This is a genomic window from Thalassotalea sp. 273M-4 (assembly GCF_041410465.1).
Lineage (GTDB): Bacteria > Pseudomonadota > Gammaproteobacteria > Enterobacterales > Alteromonadaceae > Thalassotalea_A > Thalassotalea_A aquiviva.
Genome location: NZ_CP166961.1, coordinates 1773815 through 1799779, shown reverse-complemented (window position 1 = coordinate 1799779; position 25965 = coordinate 1773815). Strand labels below are relative to the sequence as shown.

General features: G+C 40.0%; 19 protein-coding genes. 16 read left to right on the top strand and 3 right to left on the bottom strand.

Features of this window, described 5'->3' with window-relative positions; genetic code table 11:
* Positions 1-83 precede the first annotated feature (83 nt).
* The 6 genes from ACAY00_RS08255 to ACAY00_RS08230 all read left to right on the top strand — a co-directional run bounded on the left by ACAY00_RS08255 (position 84) and on the right by ACAY00_RS08230 (position 10830).
* The gene (locus ACAY00_RS08255; protein ID WP_371372355.1) at positions 84-416 is read left to right on the top strand and encodes a DUF4870 domain-containing protein; all 333 of its coding nucleotides are present in this window, start codon (positions 84-86) and stop codon (positions 414-416) included.
* A 78-nt stretch (positions 417-494) separates the two neighbouring features.
* On the top strand, positions 495-4007 hold the full coding sequence (gene recC / locus ACAY00_RS08250; protein ID WP_371372353.1) for an exodeoxyribonuclease V subunit gamma: 3513 nt from the start codon (positions 495-497) through the stop codon (positions 4005-4007).
* Positions 4007-7765 (top strand): exodeoxyribonuclease V subunit beta, encoded by a 3759-nt coding sequence (recB, locus tag ACAY00_RS08245; RefSeq protein ID WP_371372351.1) that lies wholly within the window; start codon positions 4007-4009, stop codon positions 7763-7765. Before recC ends, recB begins: the two co-directional genes overlap by 1 nt.
* A complete protein-coding gene (recD, locus tag ACAY00_RS08240) occupies positions 7765-9687 on the top strand; it encodes an exodeoxyribonuclease V subunit alpha (RefSeq protein ID WP_371372349.1) in 1923 nt (640 codons plus the stop codon). Before recB ends, recD begins: the two co-directional genes overlap by 1 nt.
* Positions 9688-9717: 30 nt before the next feature.
* Complete coding sequence (locus ACAY00_RS08235; protein ID WP_371372347.1) at positions 9718-10227, top strand: DUF3087 family protein; 510 nt, start codon at positions 9718-9720, stop codon at positions 10225-10227.
* Between the two features lie 117 nt (positions 10228-10344).
* On the top strand, positions 10345-10830 hold the full coding sequence (locus tag ACAY00_RS08230) for a transcriptional regulator (protein ID WP_371372345.1): 486 nt from the start codon (positions 10345-10347) through the stop codon (positions 10828-10830).
* 351 nt (positions 10831-11181) lie between these two features.
* Here ACAY00_RS08230 and ACAY00_RS08225 read toward each other — a convergent pair whose 3' ends face one another.
* Complete coding sequence (locus ACAY00_RS08225; RefSeq protein ID WP_371372343.1) at positions 11182-11535, bottom strand: DUF3718 domain-containing protein; 354 nt, start codon at positions 11533-11535, stop codon at positions 11182-11184.
* Positions 11536-12231: 696 nt separating this feature from the next.
* Here ACAY00_RS08225 and ACAY00_RS08220 point away from each other — a divergent pair.
* From ACAY00_RS08220 to ACAY00_RS08180, 9 genes are all read left to right on the top strand, one after another.
* On the top strand, positions 12232-12660 hold the full coding sequence (locus tag ACAY00_RS08220; RefSeq protein WP_371372341.1) for a CBS domain-containing protein: 429 nt from the start codon (positions 12232-12234) through the stop codon (positions 12658-12660).
* Between the two features lie 118 nt (positions 12661-12778).
* Positions 12779-16693, top strand: coding sequence for an ATP-dependent RNA helicase HrpA (hrpA, locus tag ACAY00_RS08215; RefSeq protein ID WP_371372339.1), 3915 nt, complete (start codon positions 12779-12781; stop codon positions 16691-16693).
* Positions 16694-16811: 118 nt separating this feature from the next.
* Positions 16812-17126 carry a PilZ domain-containing protein gene (locus tag ACAY00_RS08210; protein WP_371372337.1) on the top strand — a complete coding sequence of 105 codons (315 nt, stop codon included), beginning with the start codon at positions 16812-16814 and terminating at the stop codon, positions 17124-17126.
* A gap of 187 nt (positions 17127-17313) precedes the next feature.
* Positions 17314-18156, top strand: coding sequence for a rhombotarget lipoprotein (gene rhlP, locus ACAY00_RS08205; RefSeq protein ID WP_371372335.1), 843 nt, complete (start codon positions 17314-17316; stop codon positions 18154-18156).
* A gap of 171 nt (positions 18157-18327) precedes the next feature.
* Complete coding sequence (locus tag ACAY00_RS08200; RefSeq protein WP_371372333.1) at positions 18328-18663, top strand: zinc ribbon domain-containing protein YjdM; 336 nt, start codon at positions 18328-18330, stop codon at positions 18661-18663.
* 575 nt (positions 18664-19238) lie between these two features.
* The gene (locus ACAY00_RS08195) at positions 19239-21431 is read left to right on the top strand and encodes an OsmC domain/YcaO domain-containing protein (RefSeq protein WP_371379629.1); all 2193 of its coding nucleotides are present in this window, start codon (positions 19239-19241) and stop codon (positions 21429-21431) included.
* A 136-nt stretch (positions 21432-21567) separates the two neighbouring features.
* A complete protein-coding gene (locus tag ACAY00_RS08190) occupies positions 21568-22359 on the top strand; it encodes a class I SAM-dependent methyltransferase (protein WP_371372331.1) in 792 nt (263 codons plus the stop codon).
* 176 nt (positions 22360-22535) lie between these two features.
* The gene (locus ACAY00_RS08185) at positions 22536-22778 is read left to right on the top strand and encodes a YdcH family protein (RefSeq protein ID WP_371372329.1); all 243 of its coding nucleotides are present in this window, start codon (positions 22536-22538) and stop codon (positions 22776-22778) included.
* Positions 22779-22805: 27 nt separating this feature from the next.
* Positions 22806-23267, top strand: coding sequence for an isoprenylcysteine carboxylmethyltransferase family protein (locus ACAY00_RS08180; RefSeq protein ID WP_371372327.1), 462 nt, complete (start codon positions 22806-22808; stop codon positions 23265-23267).
* A 56-nt stretch (positions 23268-23323) separates the two neighbouring features.
* Here ACAY00_RS08180 and ACAY00_RS08175 read toward each other — a convergent pair whose 3' ends face one another.
* The gene (locus tag ACAY00_RS08175) at positions 23324-23896 is read right to left on the bottom strand and encodes a sugar O-acetyltransferase (protein WP_371372323.1); all 573 of its coding nucleotides are present in this window, start codon (positions 23894-23896) and stop codon (positions 23324-23326) included.
* A 208-nt stretch (positions 23897-24104) separates the two neighbouring features.
* On the opposite strand from ACAY00_RS08175, the gene ACAY00_RS08170 reads away from it, so the two are divergent.
* Entirely contained in the window at positions 24105-25091 is a 987-nt protein-coding gene (locus ACAY00_RS08170; RefSeq protein WP_371372321.1) for a zinc-binding dehydrogenase, read from the top strand.
* On the opposite strand, the gene ACAY00_RS08165 is transcribed toward ACAY00_RS08170, so the two are convergent.
* On the bottom strand, positions 25081-25929 hold the full coding sequence (locus ACAY00_RS08165; RefSeq protein ID WP_371372319.1) for a hypothetical protein: 849 nt from the start codon (positions 25927-25929) through the stop codon (positions 25081-25083). The two genes, ACAY00_RS08170 and ACAY00_RS08165, sit on opposite strands and share 11 nt — an antisense overlap.
* Positions 25930-25965: the final 36 nt, after the last annotated feature.

Genomic DNA, 25965 nt, shown 5'->3' with positions numbered 1-25965 from the left:
AAACCTCGTTATTTTACTGGATAATTTTTAAAATTATTACCATATTTATAGCCACACTTCACGCGCGCACCTAAGAGGATTTTATGTCATCACCTGATTTAATGCATAAATTAACCCGAGCTGATGGCAGAACCATTGCGGTTATTTGCTATCTGTCGATTATTGGTTGGGTTATTGCTTTGATCATGCATGGAAATAATCCATCGCGTTTGAGTGCCTTTCATTTACGCCAAATGTTGGGGTTAATTTTAACTTGGGTACTATTGAGTTTTATTCCCTTTATTGGTTGGATTTTAGCGTTACCCGTCGCTCTGTTATGGCTCATAGGGCTTTTTGATGCGATCAAAGGACGATTATATCCCATCCCCATTTTAGGCGAATTTTATCAACAAAGTTTTAATACGCTTATTGAATGATCAAAGTTCATAGACCCTGATTCTTGTTTGTGATTAAATTATTGCTTGATAACAATAACCGCATAAACGGATCTGGCCTTGATTTATATTTACCCTGCCAATCGAATGGAAGATTTGCTTACCCTGTTTGATAAGGTTCAGCAAAGCAGTCATTTAGCGCCGCTCGCACAAGAAGTTGTGTTAGTGCAAAACCCTGGAATGCAACATTGGTTGAACATGCAACAAGCACAAATCAGTGGCATTTCAATGAATGCGTCGTTTGTTTTACCCGCACAGTTTTTATGGCAGCAATTAAAAGTTCTTTCAGGTCAGCAAGATAGCGATCAAACGCCGTATTCAAGAGAAGTTTTAGCATGGCGTATAGATAAAATATTACAATCTAATGCAATGTTAAGTCATCCCGACTGTGAACCTGCTAATCGTTATTGGCAAACAGCGGAGCAGCAAGATCCCTTAAAACGTTTTCAACTTGCTGTACAGGTTGCTGATTTATTTGAACAATACCTTATTTATCGTCCTGAGTGGATCAATGATTGGGCAAGCGCTGAACAAAGTGCAGATTTTGACTCGCAATCAATTACCCATGCAAAATGGCAAGGGGTTATCTGGCAATTGTTAACCGCTGATATTCCCTACGATCCGAACGAATTAATGGCACTTGCAAAAACCAATCTGCAACACAATAAACATTTATTACCAGAGCGCATATCCATATTTGGGATCAATACCTTAGCACCGATGTGGGTGGACTTTTTAGGCCTTATCTCAACGGTAACCGATGTTCATTTTTATCATTTAAATCCATGTATCGAATATTGGGGCGATATTCAAACCGACAAAAGTAAAAGCAAGCAAGCTTATTTAGCTCAAGTCAATAAATGGCCAGATGATGGCACCCAAGAAGAAAGTGTTAACCCATTATTGGCCAATTTAGGCCAACAAGGCAAAGCGTTTTTAACCCAGTTACATGGCTTAAATAATATTGAAATACCACTGTATGATTTAATCTTTGAGCAAGAGTCATCGCAGTCAAGCGTCAAGCCTACAGCATTAATGCAATTGCAAAAAGACATCCTAACACTGACCGATAGACGTCAACAACCAAGCACTCTAATTGACTCATCTATCACCATTACTTCGGGTCATAGTGCGCTTAGGGAAGTCCAAGGTTTGCACGATTACTTACTGCATTTATTCAACCAAGACCCAACACTAACCCCAAAAGATGTGTTGGTAATGTGCCCTCAAATAGAACAATATGCTCCTTATATTGATTCTGTTTTTGTCCGTGGATGGGATGATTTATCAGAGTCGGTGCCACCACTGCCATGTTCTATTGCTGATCGAGTAAGTAAAGACTCTGAGCCTTTGGTTGTGGCCTTTAGTGAGCTGTTAAATTTGCCAGACGCACGCTTTCAAATTAGCAGCATATTGTCGTATTTGCGTTTATTACCCTTGCAAATGCGGTTTGATTTAACCGAATCTGATGTCGAGCTATTAACCGACTGGTTGCAAAAAGCCAATGTTCATTGGGGTTTAAATGCTGAACATAAAAATTCGCTATTAAACATTGATAATGCATCTGCTCAATATACTTGGCAACAAGGATTGAATCGCTTATTACAAGGTTTTGCCTATGGCGATCATCTGGCCTTATTTGAAGATGATATGGTATTGCCATGGGTAGAAGGCACAGATGGGGTATTACTTGGAAAATTACTCCTATTGTGTCAACAACTTGAGCAGATGCGTGCGGATATGATGAGTCCCAAAACGCCGGCAAAATGGCAAAGTTGTTTGCAAGAATTTGTTGATAATTTATTTGCCGAACAAGAATACAGCCAAGGGTTGATGATCATCCAACAGGCGATTGATTCTTTGCATGAGTATTGTGAACAAGCCGATTATCGTGATGAAATTGAACTGTCTGTTGTTCGTGATTTTTTAAATCACCATTTTTCACAGCCAGATCCTGGTCGCCAATTTATGATCGGGCAAATTACCTTTTGTTCGATGTTACCGATGCGTTCCATTCCATTTAAAACCATTGCTATTTTAGGTTTAAACGATGGTGATTTTCCGCGTCAGCGCCAACCTATGGGATTTGATTTAATGGCGATGACAGCCGCCAAAATGGGTGACCGCTCTCGTAAAAATGACGATCGTTATTTATTCCTAGAGGCACTAATTTCGGCACGCCAGCACTTGTATCTTAGTTATCAAGGCCATGACGTTAAAAACAATAATGAACGCCAACCTTCGATTGTCTTGCGCGAACTGATGGAATATTTAACCACAGCCTATAACTGGAACTTTACCGGCGACAAACAACTTCGGCAATTGCCATTGCAGGTGTTTGCAGCAGATAACTTTTTGTTATCCAATCGGTACCAAAGTTTTGATCAAAAGTGGCTTAATTTGTTGCAAACAAGTCGGTTAACCGCTTTAAGTGATGATCATAATAATGACTCAAGTCAGGCGGTACTGTCAGGCAAGGATGAAACACTCGAACATGGCGAGTACACAAACCTTAGCTTAAAAGAACTGGTGCAGTTTTTCTTACATCCGTCAAAGTATTTTGCGCGTGCACGGTTAAAGCTTTATTTTGACCAAGATCTTGATGTGGTCAGTGATACCGAACCATTTCAACCAGATCATTTAAACAAATACTTGTTTAAAAGAGATATTTTAGAGTGTTTAACTGAAGCCGAACAACATGAACAAGCTGAAAAAGATCGTAAAACCGCTAAATCAGAGCAACTAGCGCGCATTCAAACAATGGCCATTCGTAGCGGGCAATTTCCTGACAACCCTGATACAAAAGATAATTTGGCGCAGTGGCAAAGCCTGATCGAAGATTTTGCCACTACGGTTAATCAACAACGCCACGTGTTAACCCAAGACATGTCGGAGCTTAATGCACATATTAGCACCCTTGTTACGTTAGATGATCAAAATAGCAATGAGGCGATAGAGATAACGTTAGAGCAAGGGGTGAGCTTTTTTGAAGCAGATACGGCGCTTTGTCTGATTAAAAATCGCCATGCCAAAGCAAAAGGTAAAGACTTGTTTGATTTGTATTGTCACCATTTACTTCTTTGTGTCTTTGCAAAAGAGCAACATGCAATAACGTCAGTAACCAGTGTGGGCTATTATTTGGATGAAAAAGCTCATAAACTACACGCTTATCGTTTCGATTATTTGGCCAATGCAAAAGACATATTACAACATATGCTAGCCCTTTTTGTTCGAGGCCAAGATACCCCGTTACTGTTAAATAGTGAGCTTGCCCACCATTTATTTTGGGATAAAAAGGGCGCCATTGAGCCCGAATTCTCGCAACAAGAACTGCGCAAGGTTTGGCAAGATGGATTCAGTACCAAAGGCCTTGGTAGCGATCCCTATTTGCAGTACTTTTGGCCACAACTTCCCGAATTAAAAGAGTACGCTGATGCTTTGCAAAAGGTGTATCAACCCTTGTATCAAGCCGTGCAATACGTTGAATCAGGGCTGTTAACCCAGGTCGAATCCTGCACCGAACCAAAAAATAATTTAGCGCAAACAACAGCATCACTTAAGGATGAAAACTAATGGCTTCAACTCATTTCGAACCGCAACTATTGCGTGCAGAACAATTGCCATTAACTGGATGTCATCTTATAGAAGCCAGTGCCGGCACCGGTAAAACCTACAATATTACCCGTATCTATTTACGCATGTTATTGGAGCAAAAGGTCGCCGTCGAAAATATTTTAGTGATGACTTTTACCAAAGCGGCTACCGAAGAAATACGCGGTCGAATCGATGAGTTTTTGCGACAAGCATTAAATAACTGGGATACCTTAGTCGCGGACAAATCCGATCCGTTTTTTTACCAACTTGGTCAGAGCATCGAACAAAAACAAGCCAAGATACTGTTAAAACATGCGTTATTGTCGTTAGACGATGCCGCCATCTTTACCATACACAGCTTTTGTAAGCGAGTTTTATCGCAGCAAGCTTTTGCCAGTAAAATGACTTTTAACGCTAACATGGAAGCAGATGACAGCACCTTAGTGTTAGAAGCCGTGCAAGATCATTATCGTTTATTGGCTAAAGCAGACGATATTAAGGCGTATCAAACTTTTGTTGCTAAGTGGGATACCCCGAGCAAATTTTTATCAACATTTAGGGGGCTCATTGCCACCAATACGCTGATTGAATACACCACCCAAGATGGCCTAAATCAACAAATTCAAGCATCAGCGAAAGAATCTGTAGATATGCTTGATCAACACGAAGCATTGATTTTTAATGAATTAATTAACAATAAAAGCGGTAAAATCAAACAAAATCGAATCGATGAGTTTTCTATACATCGCCAATACTTTCAACAATTAGCCCATGCTACGCTTAATCAAATTGAACACCTACTCACCCAGCAACCGGACTTTAAGTTTTTTTCAGCTAATCGATTACCCAAAAGCAAAGACAAAGCAGAGATTAAAAATGCGCTAAAGTGTGCGTTTAGCGTGTGCGAAAAGCTAAAAAATCAAATAAAGAATTACCATCTAGAAATCGAACAAGCCCAAGTCTATGGGCTTGTTCTAGAAGCCGTTGATGCGATCAAACAACGAATTGCGGTGAGTAAGTCTATGCAAAATTTGCTCAATTTTGATGATTTAATTCTACAGCTTGCCAAAGCGATTGAAAATGAGCACAACCAAGACCAACAACCGCTTACTAACGCTTTAAGACGACAATATCCCATTGCCTTAGTGGATGAGTTTCAAGACACCGATGCCGAACAATTTGCCATTTTAGATAAGGTTTATTTTGCCAAAAATTTACCTTCAGCTCCCTCAAACATTAGACCATCGGCACAACCTCTTGCACCAACCAACAATGAGCTGGCGCTTTATTTAATCGGCGATCCGAAACAGGCGATATATGGTTTTCGTGGTGGTGATATATTTACCTATTTAAAAGCCGCTGCACAGGTCGATTGTCAGTGGGTGATGGATACTAACTGGCGTTCAGCTAAAGCGATGATCAGCGGGTACAATCACTTGTTTTACGGTGGTGATTTAAACACCAAATCTAAAGATGTGTTTAAATACAACATTCAATACCTACCTGTAAAACCAGCACCAATCGCGCCTGCTGTCGGGATCAAAGATCCGAAGGATAAAAAAGCGTTGCAATTTGTCAATTTCATTGATGATGAACGTTATGCCGGTAGCAAAAATGAGATGAAAATTGAATTTCGCCATGAGATAGCTAACTGGTGTGCCAATGAAGTGGCGCGCTTATTGTCACAGGCGTCGCTAACCACTAAAGACGATGACACTAGCCAACCAATACAAGCCCATGACATTGCTATTTTGGTGCGAGACGGTAGCGAAGCTGAAGAAATTAAGCAGGCGTTGGCGCGACAAAATATTGCTTGTGTCTACAAGTCGCAACGAGCTAATTTGTTTGCCAGTGCCGCCGCTATTGACTTTATAGCGGTTTTACATGCCATTATTAACACCGATGATGAACGGGCCTTTATTGTGGCTTTGGCGGGGCCATACTTTGGTAAGACGGCGAGCGAACTTTATCAGTTGCAGCAAAACGAAGCTTATTGGGAACACCTACGCAGTGACTTTAATCAGTTAAAAGGGATCTGGTTTAAACGTGGTTTTATGGCGATGGCGTTGCATTTACTGCATCAACATTACCCTGGGGCAAAAGACAATACCGAACGCCAATTAACCAATATCATTCATTTATTTGAATTATTACAAACGGCCAGTCAGCGTTATAAACAACCGCAAGAATTGTTAGCTTATTTACAGCAACAATGTGAAAATCCGGCAGGTAGCGAGGCCGAACTGCGACTTGAATCCGATGCTAATTTAGTACAAATTGTTACCTTGCACGGTTCAAAAGGATTAGAGTATCCAGTGGTATTTGTCCCTTTTGCTAGCCGCCATAAAAGCCCGGTCAAATTTAATAGAAGAATAAAAGATGTGCTGAGTTATCATGATAAAGATGGTCAACATAAGTTACATATCGGCATGCAAAAAGTGGCATTACAGGCGATGGCTGACGAAGGTTATGCAGAAGATATTCGATTATTGTATGTCGCAATAACACGCGCTAAATATCGTTGTTATTTAGGCTGTGCAAACTTCTCTGAAGCTCACTTGTCGTCACTTGGCCAGTGTTTAGGAATGAGCAACGGGCAAGACTTTCAAACCATAGTAAGTCAGTTTCAAGCGTTAGATCCAAGTTCGATAGGTTTAGAACAGGTCATTAGTGGCGATTATCACGCTAGCCGTTTAGATTCACAAGATGAACCCGACGTGTTATCCGTGGCTAAATTTAACGGTAAAATTGAACGCGATTGGTGGTTAAGCTCGTTTACCGCATTAACCAGAAACATTCGCCATGGTGGTAAAATGGAGCCTGATCGTGATCTGGGCGAAGACAGCGAAGTGATTTTGGCGAAACATCAAATTCGTTATGCCATTGCCAAAGGCGCTCGAACGGGTAACTTTTTACACGATTTATTGGAGTGGGTTGATTTTACTGCCCCAAATTGGACAGTGACGGCCTCACGCGCTTTAGATAAATACGGTGATTTACCCTCAGGCTTTGCACGCCAAGATGTTTATGACTGGCTTGATCAGATTCTAGATTGTCATTTAAATACCCAAGGATTGAACCTACGTCAATTGCCAGTAGCCAGCACGCTAAGAGAGGCAGAGTTTTATTTCCCGATGGAAAATGTCGATATCCGGGCCTTAGAAGCTGTGGTTCTCACGTTTCGTCGACAACTCACCACAGCGGAAGACGTTAGCCAACACATTCGGTTACCAAGTGTTGGTCAATTAAAAGGGATGATGCACGGGTTTATTGATTTAATTTTTGAACATAACAACAAGTATTACGTCTGTGATTACAAATCTAGCCATTTAGGCGATGCGAGGCAATGTTATCAGCCAGCAAGGCTAGAGCAACATGTTTGTAGCCATTTTTACGACTTACAGTTTTTAATTTACTCTTTAGCGTTGCATCGCTACTTGGGCAGACGAGTTGAGAACTATCAGTTTGAACAGCACTTTGGTGGGGTCTACTACTTGTATTTACGTGGTATGCATAGACCCAGTGAAGAAGCTCTTAAGGAGCCTGATTCGACCTTGAACCCTGAGCTAAGTGGGGTGTTTTATCATAGTTTATCAGCCGATTTAATGACTCAGTTAGACGCCTGTTTTAAAGGCGCAGCGGTTGATGCTAACGCGGCTTTAAGTGTGGTAAAAGACCCCAAAGCGCAGACTCAAAAATCAAGTGGCTCAGGCGCACAACAAGGAGAGTTATTTTAATGAACCCCCAAACGGCTCAACCTTATACGAGTTTTTACCAAGCGCAGCAACAATTGGCCAATATAGAGGCGGTTGATTATTTTTTAGCTCAGACTATTTGCGCTAAGTTTGCAAACACGCTAAATGAAGATGAATATCAAGTTCTGTTTCATTTGGTCATGGCCTTGAGTGAAAGTTTACGAGATGGCCACTCTTGTATTGTGATAAATGATATGAGTGCCAAAACAGTGTTTGCACAAGATGACAGGGCAGAGCAAAATGAACTAAAAAAGCACGGTTTTTTAATGCCAAGTGCAACACAGTTATACGCTTTATTAACCCGGTTAGGGTTATCGCCAGAACATCCTAATAGCTTATTAATTGTTGATAACCAGCGATTGTACTTACGCCGTTATTGGCAATTTGAACGAGAACTTGCTGATCACATTAAACAAAGAGTCAATCAAGTTACGGTCCTATCAGAGCGCCAAATAGCTGAAAACCAAGACATTATGAAGACCCTATTTGCTTCTTCTGATGACCATATCGATTGGCAAAAAGTGGCTGTTGCTAATGCGTTAAATAAGTCGTTTTCAATTATTGCGGGCGGCCCTGGAACGGGTAAAACCTATACCGTTACCAAATTGTTGGTCGGCTTGTTACTGCAACAACCTGATGCGCACATTGCCATGGTTGCACCGACGGGTAAAGCGGCCCAACGATTGTCTGAGTCCATTGATTCAGCGGTCGCTAAATTTCGCACAGATAGCTCTATCGATGGCCGAATTTTAGATGCGATAAATTCAACGGCATCAACCATCCATCGGTTGCTTGGGGTGATCAAAAACAGCCCCAATTTTCGCCACGATCAAAAGCATCCTCTCAATATTGATGTTTTGCTTATTGACGAGGTCTCGATGGTCGACTTACCTATGATGGCTAGGGTATTTAGGGCTTTACCTAAACACTGTAAAGTCATTTTATTAGGCGATGCTGATCAATTACCGTCGGTTGCTACCGGCAGTGTGCTTGCCGATTTAGCCCCACTAAAAGAAACGAGCTACAGCGAATCAAATCGAAACTTTATTAATCAAATTTGTCATCAACAAATACCCAATCCGATTCAAAGCTCAAAGACAAGTGCAAGTTTATCTTATGAAAATGCTTCATTCGACTACTTAACCTATTTGGTTCTAAGTCGCCGTTTTGATGGCCGAGGTGGTATTGGTCTTATTGCCAAGGCGGTGATCAATGGGGAGGTTGAATCGTCTTGGCAATTATTAACCAGTCAACAACACGAACAACTGTCGTATGTTGGTGAGCTCAAGGTAAATGATTATATTCGACAAATATGCAAAGCGTATTACAGCGCTATTTTTAAAGCTGAGTCCATTGAACAAGCGTTTAAGCAATTGCATCGATTTCGCATATTAGCCCCAACTCGAACGGGAGAAATCGGGTTAGAAAGTTTGAATGCTTTAGTTGAGCAAGAATTGCAAAAGCAAGGCCATATTCCGTTTCAGCAGTCTGTTTATCGAGGTTTGCCGATTATGATTGGAGAGAACCATTATGGGGTTAACTTATTTAATGGCGATATTGGTTTAATTTGGCCTAACAGTGAAGGTAAACTGATGGCATATTTTCAAGACCAAGATGGATACAGAGCGTTATCACTGGCGCGGTTACCTAAATTTGAAACAGTGTATGCGATGACCATTCATAAGACCCAGGGGTCAGAATTTGAGCATGTAGCGTTAATGCTTCCCTCTGCGGGGGCAAATCGTTTATTATCTCGCGAATTAATATACACTGGCATCACTCGAGCTAAGTCGCACTTACAAATTTTTACGCAACAGGATGTTTGGCATCAAGGCGTAAGTCAAAAGGTGAGTCGAGCATCGGGGTTAACAGAACGTATAGTCCAGTTTAGCACCAGCCAATAATAACCCATACATGGAACTACTCAATTTATTATGCAACTTAAAGCCATCGATAAAGATCTTTATCGCCAACGTTTAAATTATTTGATCATCGCTTTTATCCTTGCTTTTGCATCCTTAGCAATTGGCCTTGGACAATTATTGATATGGGCAACAGAACGCCAAGGAGCGGATAACTTTTGGCTTAATTTTTTTGGCGTCGCTATCGCGTTGCCGATTTGCATTAGCGTGGTTAATCGTTTTAAGCATCACCCAAAGATGAGCGAGATATATTATGTTTGGCAGCTAAAGCAACAAATAAATTTTATTTACCGAAAATTGAAAAAAATTAAACAGGCAGGCTTTGAAAAAAATAATTTAACGGCATTAATTATTTTGACCTTTTATTACGAGGCTTGCTTTCAACTTTACAACCTTGATGATAACACTATCACTTTGTCTAGCTTGAAAAAAGAGCAACAAAGGCTGTTAGAACACTGCCAGTCACTTAACTATAAAACCGCTTCAAACGCTTATCATCAGCGGTTTTTAGCCGATTTTTAATTCGCGCCATAGCTGAGCATTCGCTACACTTTACTCTTAGTACATCTAAGTTGTTGCTGCTGTACGACATCAAAATATGAGCCAGCAGTAACAGTATTTAGTTAAACGGGCTTGATCGTGAGTAGCAAATCCAAAATATACATTTTCGATGGATGGCAGATTGACCCTCAGCTTTCAGAAATCACAAAGCAAGGTGTACATAGCCAATTAGAGCCCAAAATCATGAAGGTTTTGGTTTACTTAATCCATCATGCAAACCAGGTTGTAAGCCGTGAAGAGCTTATTGAATCGGTCTGGGAAACCCGCTATGCATCTGATGATGTGATCACTCGTGCGATTTCTATATTACGAAAGGAATTAGCCCAACATAAGAAAAAAGATCTTAAAAAGTACATCAAAACCATCCCTAAGCATGGTTATACATTAGAGTGGACAGAGCCTATTGATGTGATGGATGTTGAGCCTACTGTGTTAAACGATAAGTCAAAATCTGGGCTGTTACATTTTAGAAAGTTTAAGTTTAAACGTTTGCACGCCGTCGCTTTAGCCATGCTCTTAATGGCGGTTTTGGTTTCGGTTTTGGGCTTTAAAATATTCACTTAAAATAAATTTTGCCACTGAACTGCATATTACATTGGAGATCCTGGCGCGACTTGTTAAGTGCGTAAAATCGTGGCCATAATGAAAAAAGTCTAAACAGCACAAGCGCACAAACTTAATCAACCTCAACAAAACCACAACACAAGTACAACAGAAACTACAACAGAAACGGGTGGTAAGTAAGGAACAAATTATTCATTTGAAATAATTTGTCTCAGCTACCATCCATTTCCATTTTTCAACGTTTATACCTTGCTAAGGTATGTAACATGTATTCTATCTTGCATCCTATCTCTTGGGGTTCAGATGTATTGTGCTTTATTCACGTGTCGGCTCATTCACCAGTAGAATATATTAAAAATTAACAGCCCATTTTTGTTGCGCAAGATCTTGTATGCTGACATCACTGATGCTGTCAGCTAGTTTTTGCGCTGTACGATACGCCCCATGTGAAGCCGCAAAATCTTGAATGCTTTCGCCATTACAAACAACTTTTAACGCCACAGTTTCGGTATTTAAATTGAAACCACGTACAGTTTTATACAAATCAATGGTGTTGTTTGATTTAGCCGCTTGACAAACATCAACTAGAGCTTCGTGCAAATGGCTTGACATCGCCTCTGCTTTCACACCATTACTTAAACACAGACAGGTCGCTAGAGATAATGCTGCTGTTAATCCAGGTAGAGTTAATTTGTCAGTATTCATGATATGTTTCCTTTTTTAGGGTATTAAAACCATATTGTGATTTTATATGATCCTGCCATCACCACTATCGGAGAGGACCCTTTAAGTAAATGGTATATGGCCTAAAAAGACCTGAGGAAAACCTAATGAATTCACGTTTTATTTATAATTAAATCTTTTTTATCAATGACTTGATTTATTAGTTGTGTAAGTTGTGAAGAATTATCAAATATCGTAAATATTGTATCGCTAACGGCTAGCTAAATTTGCGTGCGAACCCCGCTGACGTTTAAAAGCCTTAAGCCAATGTTAGCCTCTATCTACATTGCCCAGATCAAAGGCATGTTTAATCTGTGTCTCTTGCTTTAAGCTGCAGCAGATTTAGATAAAGAAGGGGATAGGTCATGTGTTTAACGCGGCTGTAAGGATAAAACCACTAGACCTTTAGTCAATTTTTGCTATGTTGGTAATTAAGGGCAGTGAAATGTACGGTCAATGTTATGGTAGCAAGGCACTTGATATATACAATGCTTAAACTCATTTGTTGCTTATCATTAGCTTAATATCAATCATTATTAGCAGAACAACATTTACGACCTGAATGACCATTTTTGTTTACAAGCGGTTGTGTTTTACAGTGTTTCGTTTGTGGATTTATAACTTGCAGTATTTGAGCAATCGGTCATATTTAACAATAACAAGGGTAAGGGGAAGTTGATGCAATCACTAAAAGTTAAAGACTACTTAAATACGCATCCAGTCACGTTCAAACCAAACATGCCAATTGAAGATGCTTCTGAACTATTAACCAAAAGTCACGAATTAGGTGGTCCAGTGGTTAACGAACATGGCAAACTTGTCGGTTTTTTATCGGAATCTGATATTCTGGAAAAAATGCTTGAAACCAGTTACTACTCTGAACATATATGCAGTGTGGCTGAACTGATGCGAACAGATGTGTTGTCGGTAAAACCATACACAAGCATTGTTGAAATAGCGCAAGACATGGTAAAAGCAAAACCCAAAGTCTACCCGGTTGTTGCCGATGACGGTTCTTTGCTTGGCACAATATGTCGTACCGATGTGCTCGCCGCGATTGACAAACAAATACGTTCAAGCTTTCAGGTAACGACTAAAATGGGTTAAAGGATCGAAGAAAAAGCCATTTTCTTGGCCTTGTGATCAATAAATATGTTGTGACCCAACAAGATTTACCTGTTAAAATTTAGGGCTGTTTAGCCCTTTTTCGCATTTTGAGTAAATTTTGTCCGAACAAAACCTTTCTTTAAAATCTCTGCTTGATCCACTGTTTCAACAACTGGCGAAAGTGCGCGGTTGTGATCGTGGACTTTTAAAAAAACGCCTACATGGTGTGAAAAAAATCCAAAAAGTTGAAAAGCAACGCGTCGCTTGCGAACAAATTTGCGTGGCAATAGAACAATCCATCAAAAAGAAACAGCGTTTAATAAATCATCTTCCTAAGGTTGTGTATCCAGAGCAACTACCGGTAAGTCAAGCGGTTGACACCATAAGTAAAGCAATAGAAGAAAACCAAGTGGTTATTATTGCCGGTGAAACAGGCTCGGGTAAAACCACACAAATCCCAAAAATTTGTTTGCAACTTGGTCGCGGCATTGACGGCTTTATTGGCCATACCCAACCACGACGTATTGCGGCTCGAACGGTCGCTAACCGAATAGCGGAAGAGTTACAGACCACATTGGGCGAACAAGTCGGTTATAAGGTTCGTTTTACCGATCAAGTCAGTGATAACACTTATATAAAGTTAATGACCGACGGTATTTTGTTAGCCGAGATGCAAAAAGACAGGCTATTACGCCAATACGATACCATCATTATCGATGAGGCCCATGAGCGCAGCTTAAATATTGACTTTATTTTGGGTTACCTAAGACAAATCTTACCGAAGCGTCCAGATTTAAAGGTTATTATTACCTCGGCTACGATTGATCCTGAGCGTTTTTCAAAGCACTTTTTTGATGCCCCAATTATTGAAGTTTCAGGACGAACATACCCCGTTGAAGTTTTATATCAGCCTTTGGATGAAGTCGATGGTGACTACATTCAAGGTATCTTAAACGCCATCGATACCCTAGACGATTTACCCCTTGGCGACATCTTAGTCTTTTTAAATGGGGAGCGTGAAATCCGAGATGTTGCTTATACTCTGGAAAAGCTTAATTTACGCGACACTCAAATTTTGCCACTGTTTTCACGCTTAACGGTTGCTGAGCAAAACAAGATCTTTGCCCCACATCGAGGTCGCAATATTGTGTTAAGTACCAACGTGGCCGAAACGTCCTTGACGGTTCCCGGGATCCGATATGTTATTGACCCAGGGACGGCGCGCATCTCGCGTTACAGTTATCGCACTAAAGTACAACGACTGCCCATAGAACCAATATCCCAAGCCAGTGCAAATCAGCGCTCTGGACGCTGTGGCCGTGTTGCCGCGGGTGTCTGTATTCGCTTATACAGTGAAGAGGACTTTTTATCTCGCCCTGAATTTACCGATCCGGAAATTCTACGTACCAACTTAGCGACTGTTATTCTGCAAATGTTGGCACTTGGGCTTGGCGATGTTGCTAAATTTCCATTTGTGCAAGCCCCAGATAATCGCAATATAAATGATGGTGTGCGCCTATTACAAGAACTTGCGGCTATTACCCTAGGTGATAACGCATTACCTAAACTGACGCAATCAGGACGGCATTTAGCTAAGTTTCCAATCGATCCAAGGCTGGCGAAAATGTTGTTGACCGCTACTACGTTAGGCTGTAGCCAACAAGTGGCAATTATCGTAGCTGCGCTGAGCATTCAGGACCCACGTGAGCGGCCAATGGAAAAACAGCAGGCGGCCGATCAATCTCACAGCCGATTTAAAGATAAAGAGTCGGACTTTTTATCTTTGTTAAACCTTTGGGTTTATGTTCAAAAACAACAAAAAGCACTGAGTGGTAATCAATTTCGCCAAATGTGTAAAAAAGAATACTTGTCTTATTTGCGCATAAGGGAATGGCAAGATATTTTTAGCCAGCTAAAACAAACGTTTAAAGATAACGATTTAACCTGGAATGATTTTGACCTTAGCGCCTTTGAAGAGTCACCAACGGGTTTAGACACATTACACCAAGCACTATTGTCTGGCTTATTAAGCCATCTTGGCAACTTAGATGAAAACCGCGAATATAAAGGGGCAAGAAACAGTCGTTTCTTTATATTCCCAGGTTCAGGACTCGCTAAGAAAACCCCAAAATGGTTAATGGCGACAGAACTTGTTGAAACCAGTCGTTTATTTGCTCGCATGTGTGCCAAAATTGATGTTGCCTGGATTGAGCCCTTAGCAGAGCATTTAATCAAACGCAGTTACCTTGAACCGCACTGGGAGAAAAAAAGAGGTGCGGTGATGGCCTACGAACAAGTCAGTTTGTATGGCTTGGTCATCGTCACTAAACGTAAGGTAACGTACACCGCAATTGAGCCAGAGTTATGTCGAGAAATGTTTGTTCGCGAGGCGTTAGTGCGTGGTGATTGCCAGATCAATGAAACTTTTTTACAGAAAAATAAACAACTGGTCGCGCAAATTGAGGATTTAGAAGATAAAGCAAGACGCAAAGACTTTTTAGTTGAAGAAGAAGAGTTGGTGCGTTTTTATCTTGACAAGATTCCGCCACAAGCGAACTCACAAGCTAGCTTTTTAGCTTGGTGGAAAACCCAAAAGAAATCTGATCCTAAGTTACTGGATTTTTCGAAAGAGCAGTTATTAAAGCAAGAGGGCAAATTAAGGGCGAGCGAATACCCGGATGTTTGGCAACAAAAAAATCTAAGCTTACCACTGAGCTATAACTTTGCCCCCGGTTCTGAAGACGACGGGGTTAGCGTAAATATCCCAATTAGTATCTTGAATCAGGTTGAAGAGCAGGGCTTTGACTGGATGATCCCAGCATTGCGCTTAGAGCTTATCACTGCGCTTATTCGTTCATTGCCAAAGCAGCAACGTAAAAACTTTGTCCCTGCGCCAAATTTTGCACAAGCTTGTTTTGAAGCGATTTCGCCTGCTTCTGGCAAAATAACCGAAGCGTTAGAAAAACAATTGCTGAGGATGAGTGGTGTTCGATTACCCGAAAATTGCTGGGACTGGGATTCGATTGAAAGCCATTTAAAAATGAATTTTAAAATTGTATCCCATCGCGGTAAGTTGCTCAAACAAGGTAGAGACTTAGGGCTATTAAAAGAGCAATTGCAAGGTAAGGTTAAGGAAAGCATTAAATCGGTGGCAGAAAAGGGCATCGAGAGGAAAAATATTACCGAGTGGGACTTTAATCACCTCCCCAAAAGCTATGAGAAAAAAGCCGGAGGGCTATCAATTCAAGCGTATGTTGGCTTAGTTGATCATAAAAACAGTGTGGCCATTGAATTATTTGAACACCCCACTCAAGCAGAACAAGCGATGCTAAAAGGTTTAACGCGTTTGGTGTTAATGAGTATTCCATCACCGATAAAGTATTTAGAAACCAAGTTACCGAATAAAGCCAAGCTTGGCTTGTATTTTAATCCTTTTGGCAAAATAACCGATTTACTGCAAGATTGCATTCAAGCCTGTGCACAACAGTTAATCAAAGAGCAGGGGCAGTTGGCGTATCAAAAAGCTGAATTTGAACAGGTAAGAGATACGGTACGTGCTGAAATCGCCGATAAAGTACTGGCAAGTGCACTGAAACTTGAGCAAATTTTAACCTTGCGCCATACCTTAGCAAAACAGTTAAAAGGTAATGTACCATTAACTATGATCCAGGCCCAAGGCGATATAAAACAACATTTAGAAAGCTTGGTTTATAAAGGCTTTGTTAGTGAATGTGGTAGCGATAAGTTAGACGATATCTTACGATACTTAAAAGCGATAGAACGTCGATTGGAAAAATTACCAATAGATCCAAATCAAGATAGGTTAAAAACCATGGATGTTGAAAAAGCCAAAGCTTGGTATCAAACGTTACTGAATCTACAACCCAAACATCAACCCATTAGTGAGGATGTTAAAGATGTTCGCTGGATGATTGAAGAGTTTAGAGTGTCATTATTTGCTCAAAATATGGGGACAAAAATGCCCATCTCGTTAAAACGAATTAAGAATCATATAGAACAACTGCAAGCTTAAATTAAAAACCCAGAGATCTTTTGCTCTGGGTTTTTTATATGCCTGTAAACACAGCAAAAGTTGACAAGAGTCGAAGCTCTACCTATAACTGATTTAAAGATCATAGTGTGTGTTTTATATGAATAACTGTTCACAAAAAAATCAACAGCATCGCAATGCGTTTCGGACCATGTTAAATCATCAGGTTAGGCTGTTATTTCTTGATGATGCCGAAAACATTGAAACATTTGCTAATTGTCGAGATGTAAGTGAGTGTGGTCTTGCCCTTGAAGTTGAACACCCTGTCGAAACAGGACAACGATTAAGGGTGCACTTTGAGTGGCAAGAAGAAAACCCATTGTCCATATCTGACTGCGAAGGCATTGTCCTTCGCTGCACACCTGAGAGTAATGAACTTTATTTATTAGCGGTTAAAATTACCGACTATTTATAGGGTTTATGCCAAAGTACTAATGTCGTATTCAACTTTGAAAGTTCGAGCTTATCTCATTTCACCTAATCATTTATAATTGATAGCCTAACCTAAAAAAGCCAGGTGATATTTTTATTGTTATTTTAATTGGATACAGTAAAGTAAAATGTGTTAATGCATTTATCCTACTAATTTAAAAGGGAAAATAATGAAAATAAAGCTATTGATTTGCTTGCTATCGATACTAAGCCTTACAGCTTGTAGTGCTTTTGTTAGCGGAAACAGCAATAAAAAAACGGTGTCCAGTAGTTTGATCAATTACTTGTACCCAGATCAGCAAAGTCGGGTGGAGCATAAAGCGGAAACACCCACTTTAAACCTACCAGTAAGAGTGGGTCTAGCCTTTGTACCGTCAACAAATAATGCTAATCATTTACCCAATGCAGAACAAATAAAACTACTCGAACAAGTGAAAGCTTCTTTCTTGCAATATGATTACATTGAAAGCATTGACGTTATTCCTTCAACTTATTTAACAGGTACTCGTGGCTTTGACGGCTTAGAACAAATTTCACGTCTTTATGATGTAGAGGTGATGGCATTGGTATCTTACGACCAAGTCACTAAGTCCTATGAGAATAAAGCCGCAGTGTTGTATTGGAGCATTGTTGGCATGTACTTAATCCCGGGAAATGACAATGTGATACAAACGTTTGTTGATACCGCTGTATTTGATATAAAAAGTCGAAAAATGCTGTTTAGAGCACCTGGGATCAACAAAGTAGAAGATAGTAGCACTGCGATTAAAGTCGACAAAACCATACAACAAAAGTCGATGAAAAGTTTTACCGTGGCCGTTGATGATATGGTGCTGAATTTAAACGAAGAATTGGCACGATTTAAAACACGAGTCAAAGAAGAGAATATTGCAAAAGTGACGCTTAAAAAAGGTTACAGTGGTGGCTCCCTCACAAGCTGGTGGCTGGCGCTTCTTATGGGCTCATTAATTGCTAAAGTTGGATTCAAGCATTTTCTTAAACAAAAGAGATAATTATTTTATCACCTTAGCAATAGTACAGATACCATCCTTAAATTAGTTAGATCTAAATTTAAGGATGGTATCTTTTTTTGTTATCGCAATAAGTTCAGTCACCAATTCGCTCGATATTTGCTTAAAGAGACATTACAATAGCCAACAAATTCATTAGATACAGATGTCATTATGTCATTACCTCCTTGCCCAAATTGCAAATCAGAATACGTTTACCAAGATCAAGAGCTCTTAATTTGCCCTGAATGTGCTCATGAGTGGAACCCAAATCAAATTCAAGAAGAAGACACTATTTCGGTAAAAGATGTGAACGGAACCTTGTTAGCCGAAGGTGATAAAGTGACGGTTGTAAAAGATTTAAAAATCAAAGGTAGCTCGCAAGTGATCAAAATTGGTACGAAAGCAACGATCAGACGAATCTTCGACAAAAAAGATCATGAATTAGATTGTAAAGTCGATGGTATCGGAGAAATGATGGTGACTGCGAAATTCGTTAAAAAAGCCTAAATCTCTCACTTTACATGCGCTATCTATTCATAAGCGTAGCCATGGTCTTAACGGCTTATGGGCTTGCGTTTAATGAAGCGCGAAAAGAAGTAGTCTACTTATGCAAAACTTTGTCGTTGGTAGCACAAGAGCTTCTGTTATTCGCCAATTAGATAGCGCGAAATTTTCTTATTATCAGCAAATTACATCCAATATACACTTTAAAAGTTAGGTACATGCTCATTTGTATCAGTGCACTATTGTATTGGATGCAAATGATAGGGTTAAAAGCGCAACCTATACTAACCGACTATTTTAAATAGCATGACTTTAACGTGAGTATTTGCTCAACGATATGGGCATAACGCACGTTCTCGATACAGTGGCTTTTATCTCAATAATAATACTCAAATGATTCATTGAGACGCTACGGTTTTTAAATAAAATGTAATTAATCCAAGACTATTTACCAAAAAAAGTCGATAATTAGCCCTAACGTAATCTCTTAGGCTTTCGCCTTTTGAACATCTTGTGCATTAATTGCAACAATTGCTTCATTCGCCTGCGACAGCAGCAACACTGTGGACATATATCCTATGGAAATCAAAGTAAACTTTCTCGATAACCTGCGCTTAGAAGCGAAGTTTGACGACTTTACGGTTATTACCGATCAACCTATTCGTTATAAAGGTGATGGCTCTGCACCTAGCCCGTTCGACTACTTTCTGGCCTCATCAGCTCTATGTGCTGCTTACTTTGTAAAGGTTTATTGTTTATCTCGTGATATTTCAACCGACAATATTCGTATTTCTCAAAATAATATCGTAGATCCAGAAGATAGATATAACCAGGTGTTTAAGATTCAAGTTGAACTACCAGAAGAGTTATCAGAAAAAGATAAAAAAGGGATTTTACGTTCAATAGAACGTTGTACGGTTAAAAAAGTAGTGCAAACAGGGCCAGAGTTTCAAATAGAAACGGTTGATAACCTAGAAGCGAATGCCCAAGCCATGTTGCTAAGTGAAAACGATGCGAATGCCTGTACTTACATTTTGGGTAAAGACTTACCACTAGAGCAAACCATTGCTAATATGACCGAGATATTGGCCAATTTGGGGATGAAAATTGAAGTATCATCTTGGCGTAATATTGTGCCAAATGTTTGGTCTTTACATATTCGAGATGCCGCCTCGCCGATGTGTTTTACTAATGGTAAAGGGGCAACCAAAGACAGCGCTCTATGTTCAGCTTTAGGGGAATTTATAGAGCGATTAAATTGTAATTTCTTCTATAACGACCAATTTTTTGGCGAAGAAATTGCGAACAGTGATTTTGTTCATTATCCGCATGAAAAATGGTTTAAACCAGGCCCTAATGACGAATTACCAGAGGGGATTTTAGATCCGTATTGTTTAGAGATTTATAACCCTGATGGAGAATTAAAAGGCTCGAATTTAATCGATACAAACTCGGGTAAAATCGATCGCGGTATTTGTTCAATTCCTTATAAAAGACAAAGTGACGGTGAAACCGTGTACTTTCCCTCTAATTTAATTGAAAACCTATTTCTAAGTAACGGTATGAGTGCCGGCAATAATTTATATGAAGCCGAAGTACAGTGTTTATCCGAGATTTTTGAACGCGCAGTCAAACGCCAAATTATCGAACAAGAAATTGCCTTGCCTGATGTCCCCGATCATGTTCTCGAAAAATATCCAAGTATTTTGGCAGGCATTGACGCCCTCGAAAAACAAGGTTTTCCTATTGTGGTCAAAGATGCCTCATTAGGTGGTCAATTTCCGGTGATGTGTGTCACCTTAATGAACCCAAAAACTGGCGGAGTATTTGCTTCCTTTGGCGCTCATCCAAGTTTTGAAGTGGCACTTGAGCGTAGCTTAACCGAATTGTTGCAAGGACGTAGTTTTGAAGGTTTAAACGATGTTCAGCGGCCAACGTTTAATAGCCAGGCGGTACAAGAACCAGAGAACTTTGTTGAGCATTTTATTGACTCAACAGGGGTAATTTCATGGCGTTTTTTCAGTGCCAAACACGACTATGAATTTTGCGAATGGGATTTTACCGGCACCAACGAAGAAGAAAGTGCCGGCTTGTTTGCTATCTTAGAAAACATGGGCAAAGAAGTCTATACCGCGGTGTTTGACCAATTGGGCGCGACGGCTTGTCGTATTTTAGTGCCTGATTACTCTGAAGTGTACCCAGTTGAAGACCTTATTTGGGATAACACCAATAAAGCGCTGAACTATCGACAAGATATCTTAAACATTCATCGCTTAAGTGATGAAGAACTTGCGGATTTATTACACCGTTTAGAAGAAAGCCAACTGGATGTGTATATTGATATTCGCACTTTAATAGGCATTGAATTTGACGAAAATACAGTTTGGGGTCAATTAACCATTTTGGAGCTTAAGATCTTAATTAACCTTGCCCTTGGCGATCTTGAGGAAGCGATTGAACAAGTTGAAGAGTTTTTACAATACAATGACAATACGGTTGAGCGAGGCTTGTTTTATCAAGCAATGCATGCGGTTCTTGAAGTGGCATTAAATGACGAACTGGACATTGAAGACTACTTATTTAGCTTTAAACGTATGTTCTCAGAATCGGTTATTGACAATGTGATCGGCTCAATTAATGGCGATGTTAAGTTTTATGGATTAACTGAAACCAGCATGCAATTAGAAGGGTTAGATAAACATTTACGTTTAATTGAAAGCTATAAAAAATTACACAGTGCGCGTGCAAAGGTTGCCGACAAATTTTGCTAAGGTAGCTTAAACCGTTGTTTCAAAATATAAAATTGATATGATAAAAGGCCAGTTTAGAAAACTGGCCTTTTTTATGAGGCAAAGTAAAGCTCGCTGATAGTAGAACAATAAAACGCAGGGTAGGTAAAGTTTAAAGATGGCAGAACCAGACTATTTATCAATAAATCAAAAAGCATGGGATATGCGCACGCCCACTCATTTAGCCTCCAAATTTTACGATGTAGGCGGATTTTTACAAGGCGCATGCACATTAAATCCTATTGAGCTTGAATTGCTTGGCGATTTAGTTAATGCAAAAGTACTGCATTTACAATGTCATTTTGGCCTAGACTCTTTGTCATTAGCGAGAAAAGGGGCGGATGTTACCGGTGTAGACTTATCCGCAAGCGCGATAAAAGCCGCGCAACAGTTATGCCTAAAAACAGGTTTAGCTGCCCAATTTATTCAAGCTGATGTCATCGACTTTGGTAAGACCAATAGACAACAGTATGATTTGGTCTTTACCTCCTATGGTGTCCTTTGCTGGTTACCGGATTTAAGTGCTTGGGCCGAAACGATTCATCGCGCTTTAAAACCTGGTGGCCAACTTATTTTGGTTGAATTTCATCCATTTAATGATGTGTTGTCAGGCTATGACTATTTTTTTCGAACAGAGCCTGATATCGAACAAGAAGAGACCTACACTGAGAACTGTAATGGTGCGCAATCAACGGTTGTAACGTGGCCGCATGCCTTATCGGAAGTGATCACGGCCTTAATTAACGCAGGCATGCAAGTTGAGGTATTTAACGAGCATAAATACAGTCCATACAATTGTTTTGAAGGCTTAGAACAGGTTGAAGGCAAAGGTTTTGTGAAAAAATATCATGGGCATACCGTGCCCCTCATTTATTCCATTAAAGCGCGTAAACAAGCTTCATTATGGTAAATTTGTGTAATTAATCACTGCAACGTACAAATAAAATAACGACATGTACTATCGCCTTTACTTTATTTAGGTTGATCGCATATGCTTAAATTTAACACATTTTAACTGCTGGCACTGGTAACTGAAAACATTGAGTCAGTACATAATGAAAACATTTTATTAAACACGAGGTTTATATGCTAGGTGAAAACCACTCTCTACTGAAAGAATTTCCAGATCACAAAGAACGTATTTTAAAGCTTAGTAAACAGGATGAAACGTTTGCTGACGCCCATAAAAAGTACGATGCATTAGATAAAGAAATTCGGATCTTGGAGTTAGATGGTTCACCCATAGATGATGCAGAAATGCATCAACTAAAACACGACAGAGCAGAGTTAAAAGATTCTTTATATCAACGTCTCGTTGAGGCAGAATAAACAAACACTAAAATACAGGGACGTTGTATGCACTTTCTCGAAAACCGGATCCCCCCACCTGTTGTCATGATGGTGTTTGGAGTCATTATGTGGGGCTTGTCAAAGTTTGATCAGCTCCTCATGCTCGAAGCAACTCTTCAGCTTAGCTTGCTTGTTAGCTTTATCGCCGCCGGGGCGATAATCGCGCTTGTTGCAATGGTAAATTTTAGGCTAGCCAAAACCACGGTTAATCCTTTACAACCTGATCAAGCCTCAACCTTGGTTGTCTCTGGGGTTTTTCGTTATTCAAGAAATCCTATGTACTTGGCTTTGGTATTTTTTCTTATCGCTTTTGCCCTTTATTTGTCATCGCTTTGGGCATCCCTTGGTATTGTCGGTTTTATTCTCTATATCAATGTGTTTCAAATAAAACCTGAAGAACGTATTTTAACAGCACGCTTTGGCCAAGCCTATCTGGATTATTGTGATCGGGTAAGACGTTGGATTTAACCTGCTTTGGTTTTAATTTGGGTTAGCGCCACCGTCTCTTTTTAAGCCGTTTAGCTTTAAAGTTGCGAAGTCTTCGCTTCATCTGGCAACAGTTTACGGATCACTTTTGCGGGCATACCGCCGACTAAAGAGAAGGGCGGAACGTCTTTATTGACCACCGAGCCACTTGCAATTACACTGCCTTTTCCTATTGTTACCCCCTGATTTATAATGACATTTCCACCAACCCAGACATCATCTTCAATGGTGATGGGAAGGCAAAAGGTTTCCCATTGTCGTCGTTTTAAGTGATCTAAAGAATGCGAAGCCGTATAGAACTGGCAATTTGGCGCTATCAATACGTGATTACCTATGTTGATATGAGCACCATCTAGCATCATCGCGCCCATATTAATTAGGCTGTTATTGCCAAGATGAATATGTTTGCCAAATTCGCAATGAAATGGAGGGCAAATAACCGAATTTTCACCGACATCTAACAGTTTAAAAAGGTGTTGTTGTGCTAATGCTCGATCAGATGTGTGGTTCACTTTTTGCAAATATTCAAACGCATCTTGTCGTAGCATTGTTATATAGGGATCAGACCCATCAAAGATTTCACCGTTGATCATTTTTTCATATTCGCTCATAACTCACCCTACAACTGCCGATTATCATGCTTTTTTTCGCGAACACCTTGCTGGTGCACTATCTGCTAATTTTATCTTACTCATTGAGAAATAAACATCATTTCGTTAAATGGAGTTAAAAACTCAACAACATTTTAATCCCCTAAAGTTGCGCGCAAATTGTTTTATGTAATGCTTATAAGTAGAACAACGTTGAGTTGGAGGAGTCTTGAAAGCGCTTTCCTTTGATCCGAGCACCGATACATTCGATTTAATCGATAAACCAATACCAGAGCCTTCAGATTATGACGTTTTGTTGCAGGTAAATGCCTGTGGTCTAAACCCTGTTGATGTCAAAATAACACAGTGGAAATCATTGGTTCCAAACATGCACGCACAATGGGTGCCTGGCTTAGATGTCAGTGGAACTGTGATCGCAAAAGGGCGTTATGTTACTCAATGGCAAATTGGCGATAACGTTTTAACTCATGGTGACATGCTCAAAGAACATGGTGGGTTTGCACAGTACAGCGTTCAAGATGCCCGCAGTTGTATTGTTCACCCAAATGTTGACTCAGCGGTTGCCGCCGCGACGCCTTGCGCCGGATGGACAGCATGGCGAGCGTTAGTTGATAAATTGCGTTGTCGAAAAGGCCAGTCGGTTTTCATTGCTGGTGGATCGGGTGGGGTAGGAAGCTTCGCGGTGCAAATAGCCGCGTATTTTCAATTAAAGCCAATTATAGCTTCTTGCTCAAAGGGTAATTTTGATTTTGTTAAATCATTAGGGGCTGATCATATTATTGATTATCAACAACAAGATGAATTAGACCAGATAAGAGATCTAACCAATGGCCAAGGGGTAAACTTGGGGGTTGATACAGTAGGCATTCCAACGGATCAAATGGTGGCAAATGCGTTGGGTTATGAAGGTAAAATGGTCGAACTTGTCGATGTTGTTAGACCAGATAAATATCAAGATGTTTTTCTTAAGGGCTTAAGTTTTCATCAATTAAGTTTAGGCAGTGGTCACCGAAATGGTGAAGATGCGTTGGCGGACTTAGTGCTGGCGGGAGAAGAATTTTCTGCCTTATTAGAGCAGGGGAAACTTCGGGTACCTAAGCTGGCTAAAGTAGGATTTACAGATCTAAAAGAGGCATTATTATCCATAGCGAAACAACGAACTGTCGGCAAAGTGGTGTTGTCAATTAACGAGTAAAGCTTTGATCCTCGGTATAATAGCTACTGATCACGTTTAAATCGTTTTGACTTATTAAGGGGAAAGTCTGACGCTTATAATAGCGCTTATAGGTTTTATAAAAAATATCACTCTGAGCAATAATGTCTAACTGCCGAATAAAGTCGATACCTAACTGCTCGTGCATTAAACAACAATCACTGTATGTTGCAATAACCTCAAATAAGCTTATGCCAGATTGAATCAGATGCTTATCTACCTCCATAAAAAAAGCAGCTCCGGTCCAATATACTCGCTTATAAGCGTTTAATTGCCACATGTTTGCACTGACATAACTAAGATTGCCCGACAGTTTCTTCGTCATTGCTGCACCACTTTGCAACCCGCGTCTTACCCGCTTAAGGTAATCTCTTTTACCCAAAACCCCACTTTTAAGCATCGCGATATATTGTACATAGGTGGCAAATCCTTCATTAAGCCAAAACGAAGGGTAGTCAAGGTAGGGTAAATATAAGTGCGAAATCTCATGATAAAGAGTCCAGTCTTCAATCAACTCACTTAAACTGGCGTTGATATCAATGTATAAGTTAATTTCATTAGGTGCGCCACGTATAACTTGTGCCCAAGGCACAGATTGGCTCGGATCAGTTGATTTTAAAACATTAAATTTAATCCGCTTAAAAGGAAACGTGCCAATTGTCCCTTCAACAGACCTTAAACCATGCTCTATCCAGTGATAAATAATGTGTGTATTTTTGCTTGTTAGCCCTGTCGTTGATATATCAACGTCTACTGCGTTACTTTGAAAAGGCAATAATAGAGTCAAAATAAAAAGGCGTCTAACCATAACAAGGTACATATTAATTCCTTTTCTAAGTGCCAATAAAACCATGAA

Coding starts and splice junctions, on each gene's coding strand:
- ACAY00_RS08200 (WP_371372333.1), top strand. CDS start 18,328: ATGTCATTACCTCCTTGCCCAAATTGCAAATCAGAATACGTTTACCAA.
- ACAY00_RS08190 (WP_371372331.1), top strand. CDS start 21,568: ATGGCAGAACCAGACTATTTATCAATAAATCAAAAAGCATGGGATATG.
- ACAY00_RS08225 (WP_371372343.1), bottom strand. CDS start 11,535: ATGAATACTGACAAATTAACTCTACCTGGATTAACAGCAGCATTATCT.
- rhlP (WP_371372335.1), top strand. CDS start 17,314: ATGAAAATAAAGCTATTGATTTGCTTGCTATCGATACTAAGCCTTACA.
- ACAY00_RS08235 (WP_371372347.1), top strand. CDS start 9,718: ATGCAACTTAAAGCCATCGATAAAGATCTTTATCGCCAACGTTTAAAT.
- recD (WP_371372349.1), top strand. CDS start 7,765: ATGAACCCCCAAACGGCTCAACCTTATACGAGTTTTTACCAAGCGCAG.
- ACAY00_RS08210 (WP_371372337.1), top strand. CDS start 16,812: ATGAATAACTGTTCACAAAAAAATCAACAGCATCGCAATGCGTTTCGG.
- ACAY00_RS08165 (WP_371372319.1), bottom strand. CDS start 25,929: ATGTACCTTGTTATGGTTAGACGCCTTTTTATTTTGACTCTATTATTG.
- ACAY00_RS08220 (WP_371372341.1), top strand. CDS start 12,232: ATGCAATCACTAAAAGTTAAAGACTACTTAAATACGCATCCAGTCACG.
- recB (WP_371372351.1), top strand. CDS start 4,007: ATGGCTTCAACTCATTTCGAACCGCAACTATTGCGTGCAGAACAATTG.
- ACAY00_RS08180 (WP_371372327.1), top strand. CDS start 22,806: ATGCACTTTCTCGAAAACCGGATCCCCCCACCTGTTGTCATGATGGTG.
- ACAY00_RS08195 (WP_371379629.1), top strand. CDS start 19,239: ATGGAAATCAAAGTAAACTTTCTCGATAACCTGCGCTTAGAAGCGAAG.
- ACAY00_RS08175 (WP_371372323.1), bottom strand. CDS start 23,896: ATGAGCGAATATGAAAAAATGATCAACGGTGAAATCTTTGATGGGTCT.
- ACAY00_RS08185 (WP_371372329.1), top strand. CDS start 22,536: ATGCTAGGTGAAAACCACTCTCTACTGAAAGAATTTCCAGATCACAAA.
- ACAY00_RS08255 (WP_371372355.1), top strand. CDS start 84: ATGTCATCACCTGATTTAATGCATAAATTAACCCGAGCTGATGGCAGA.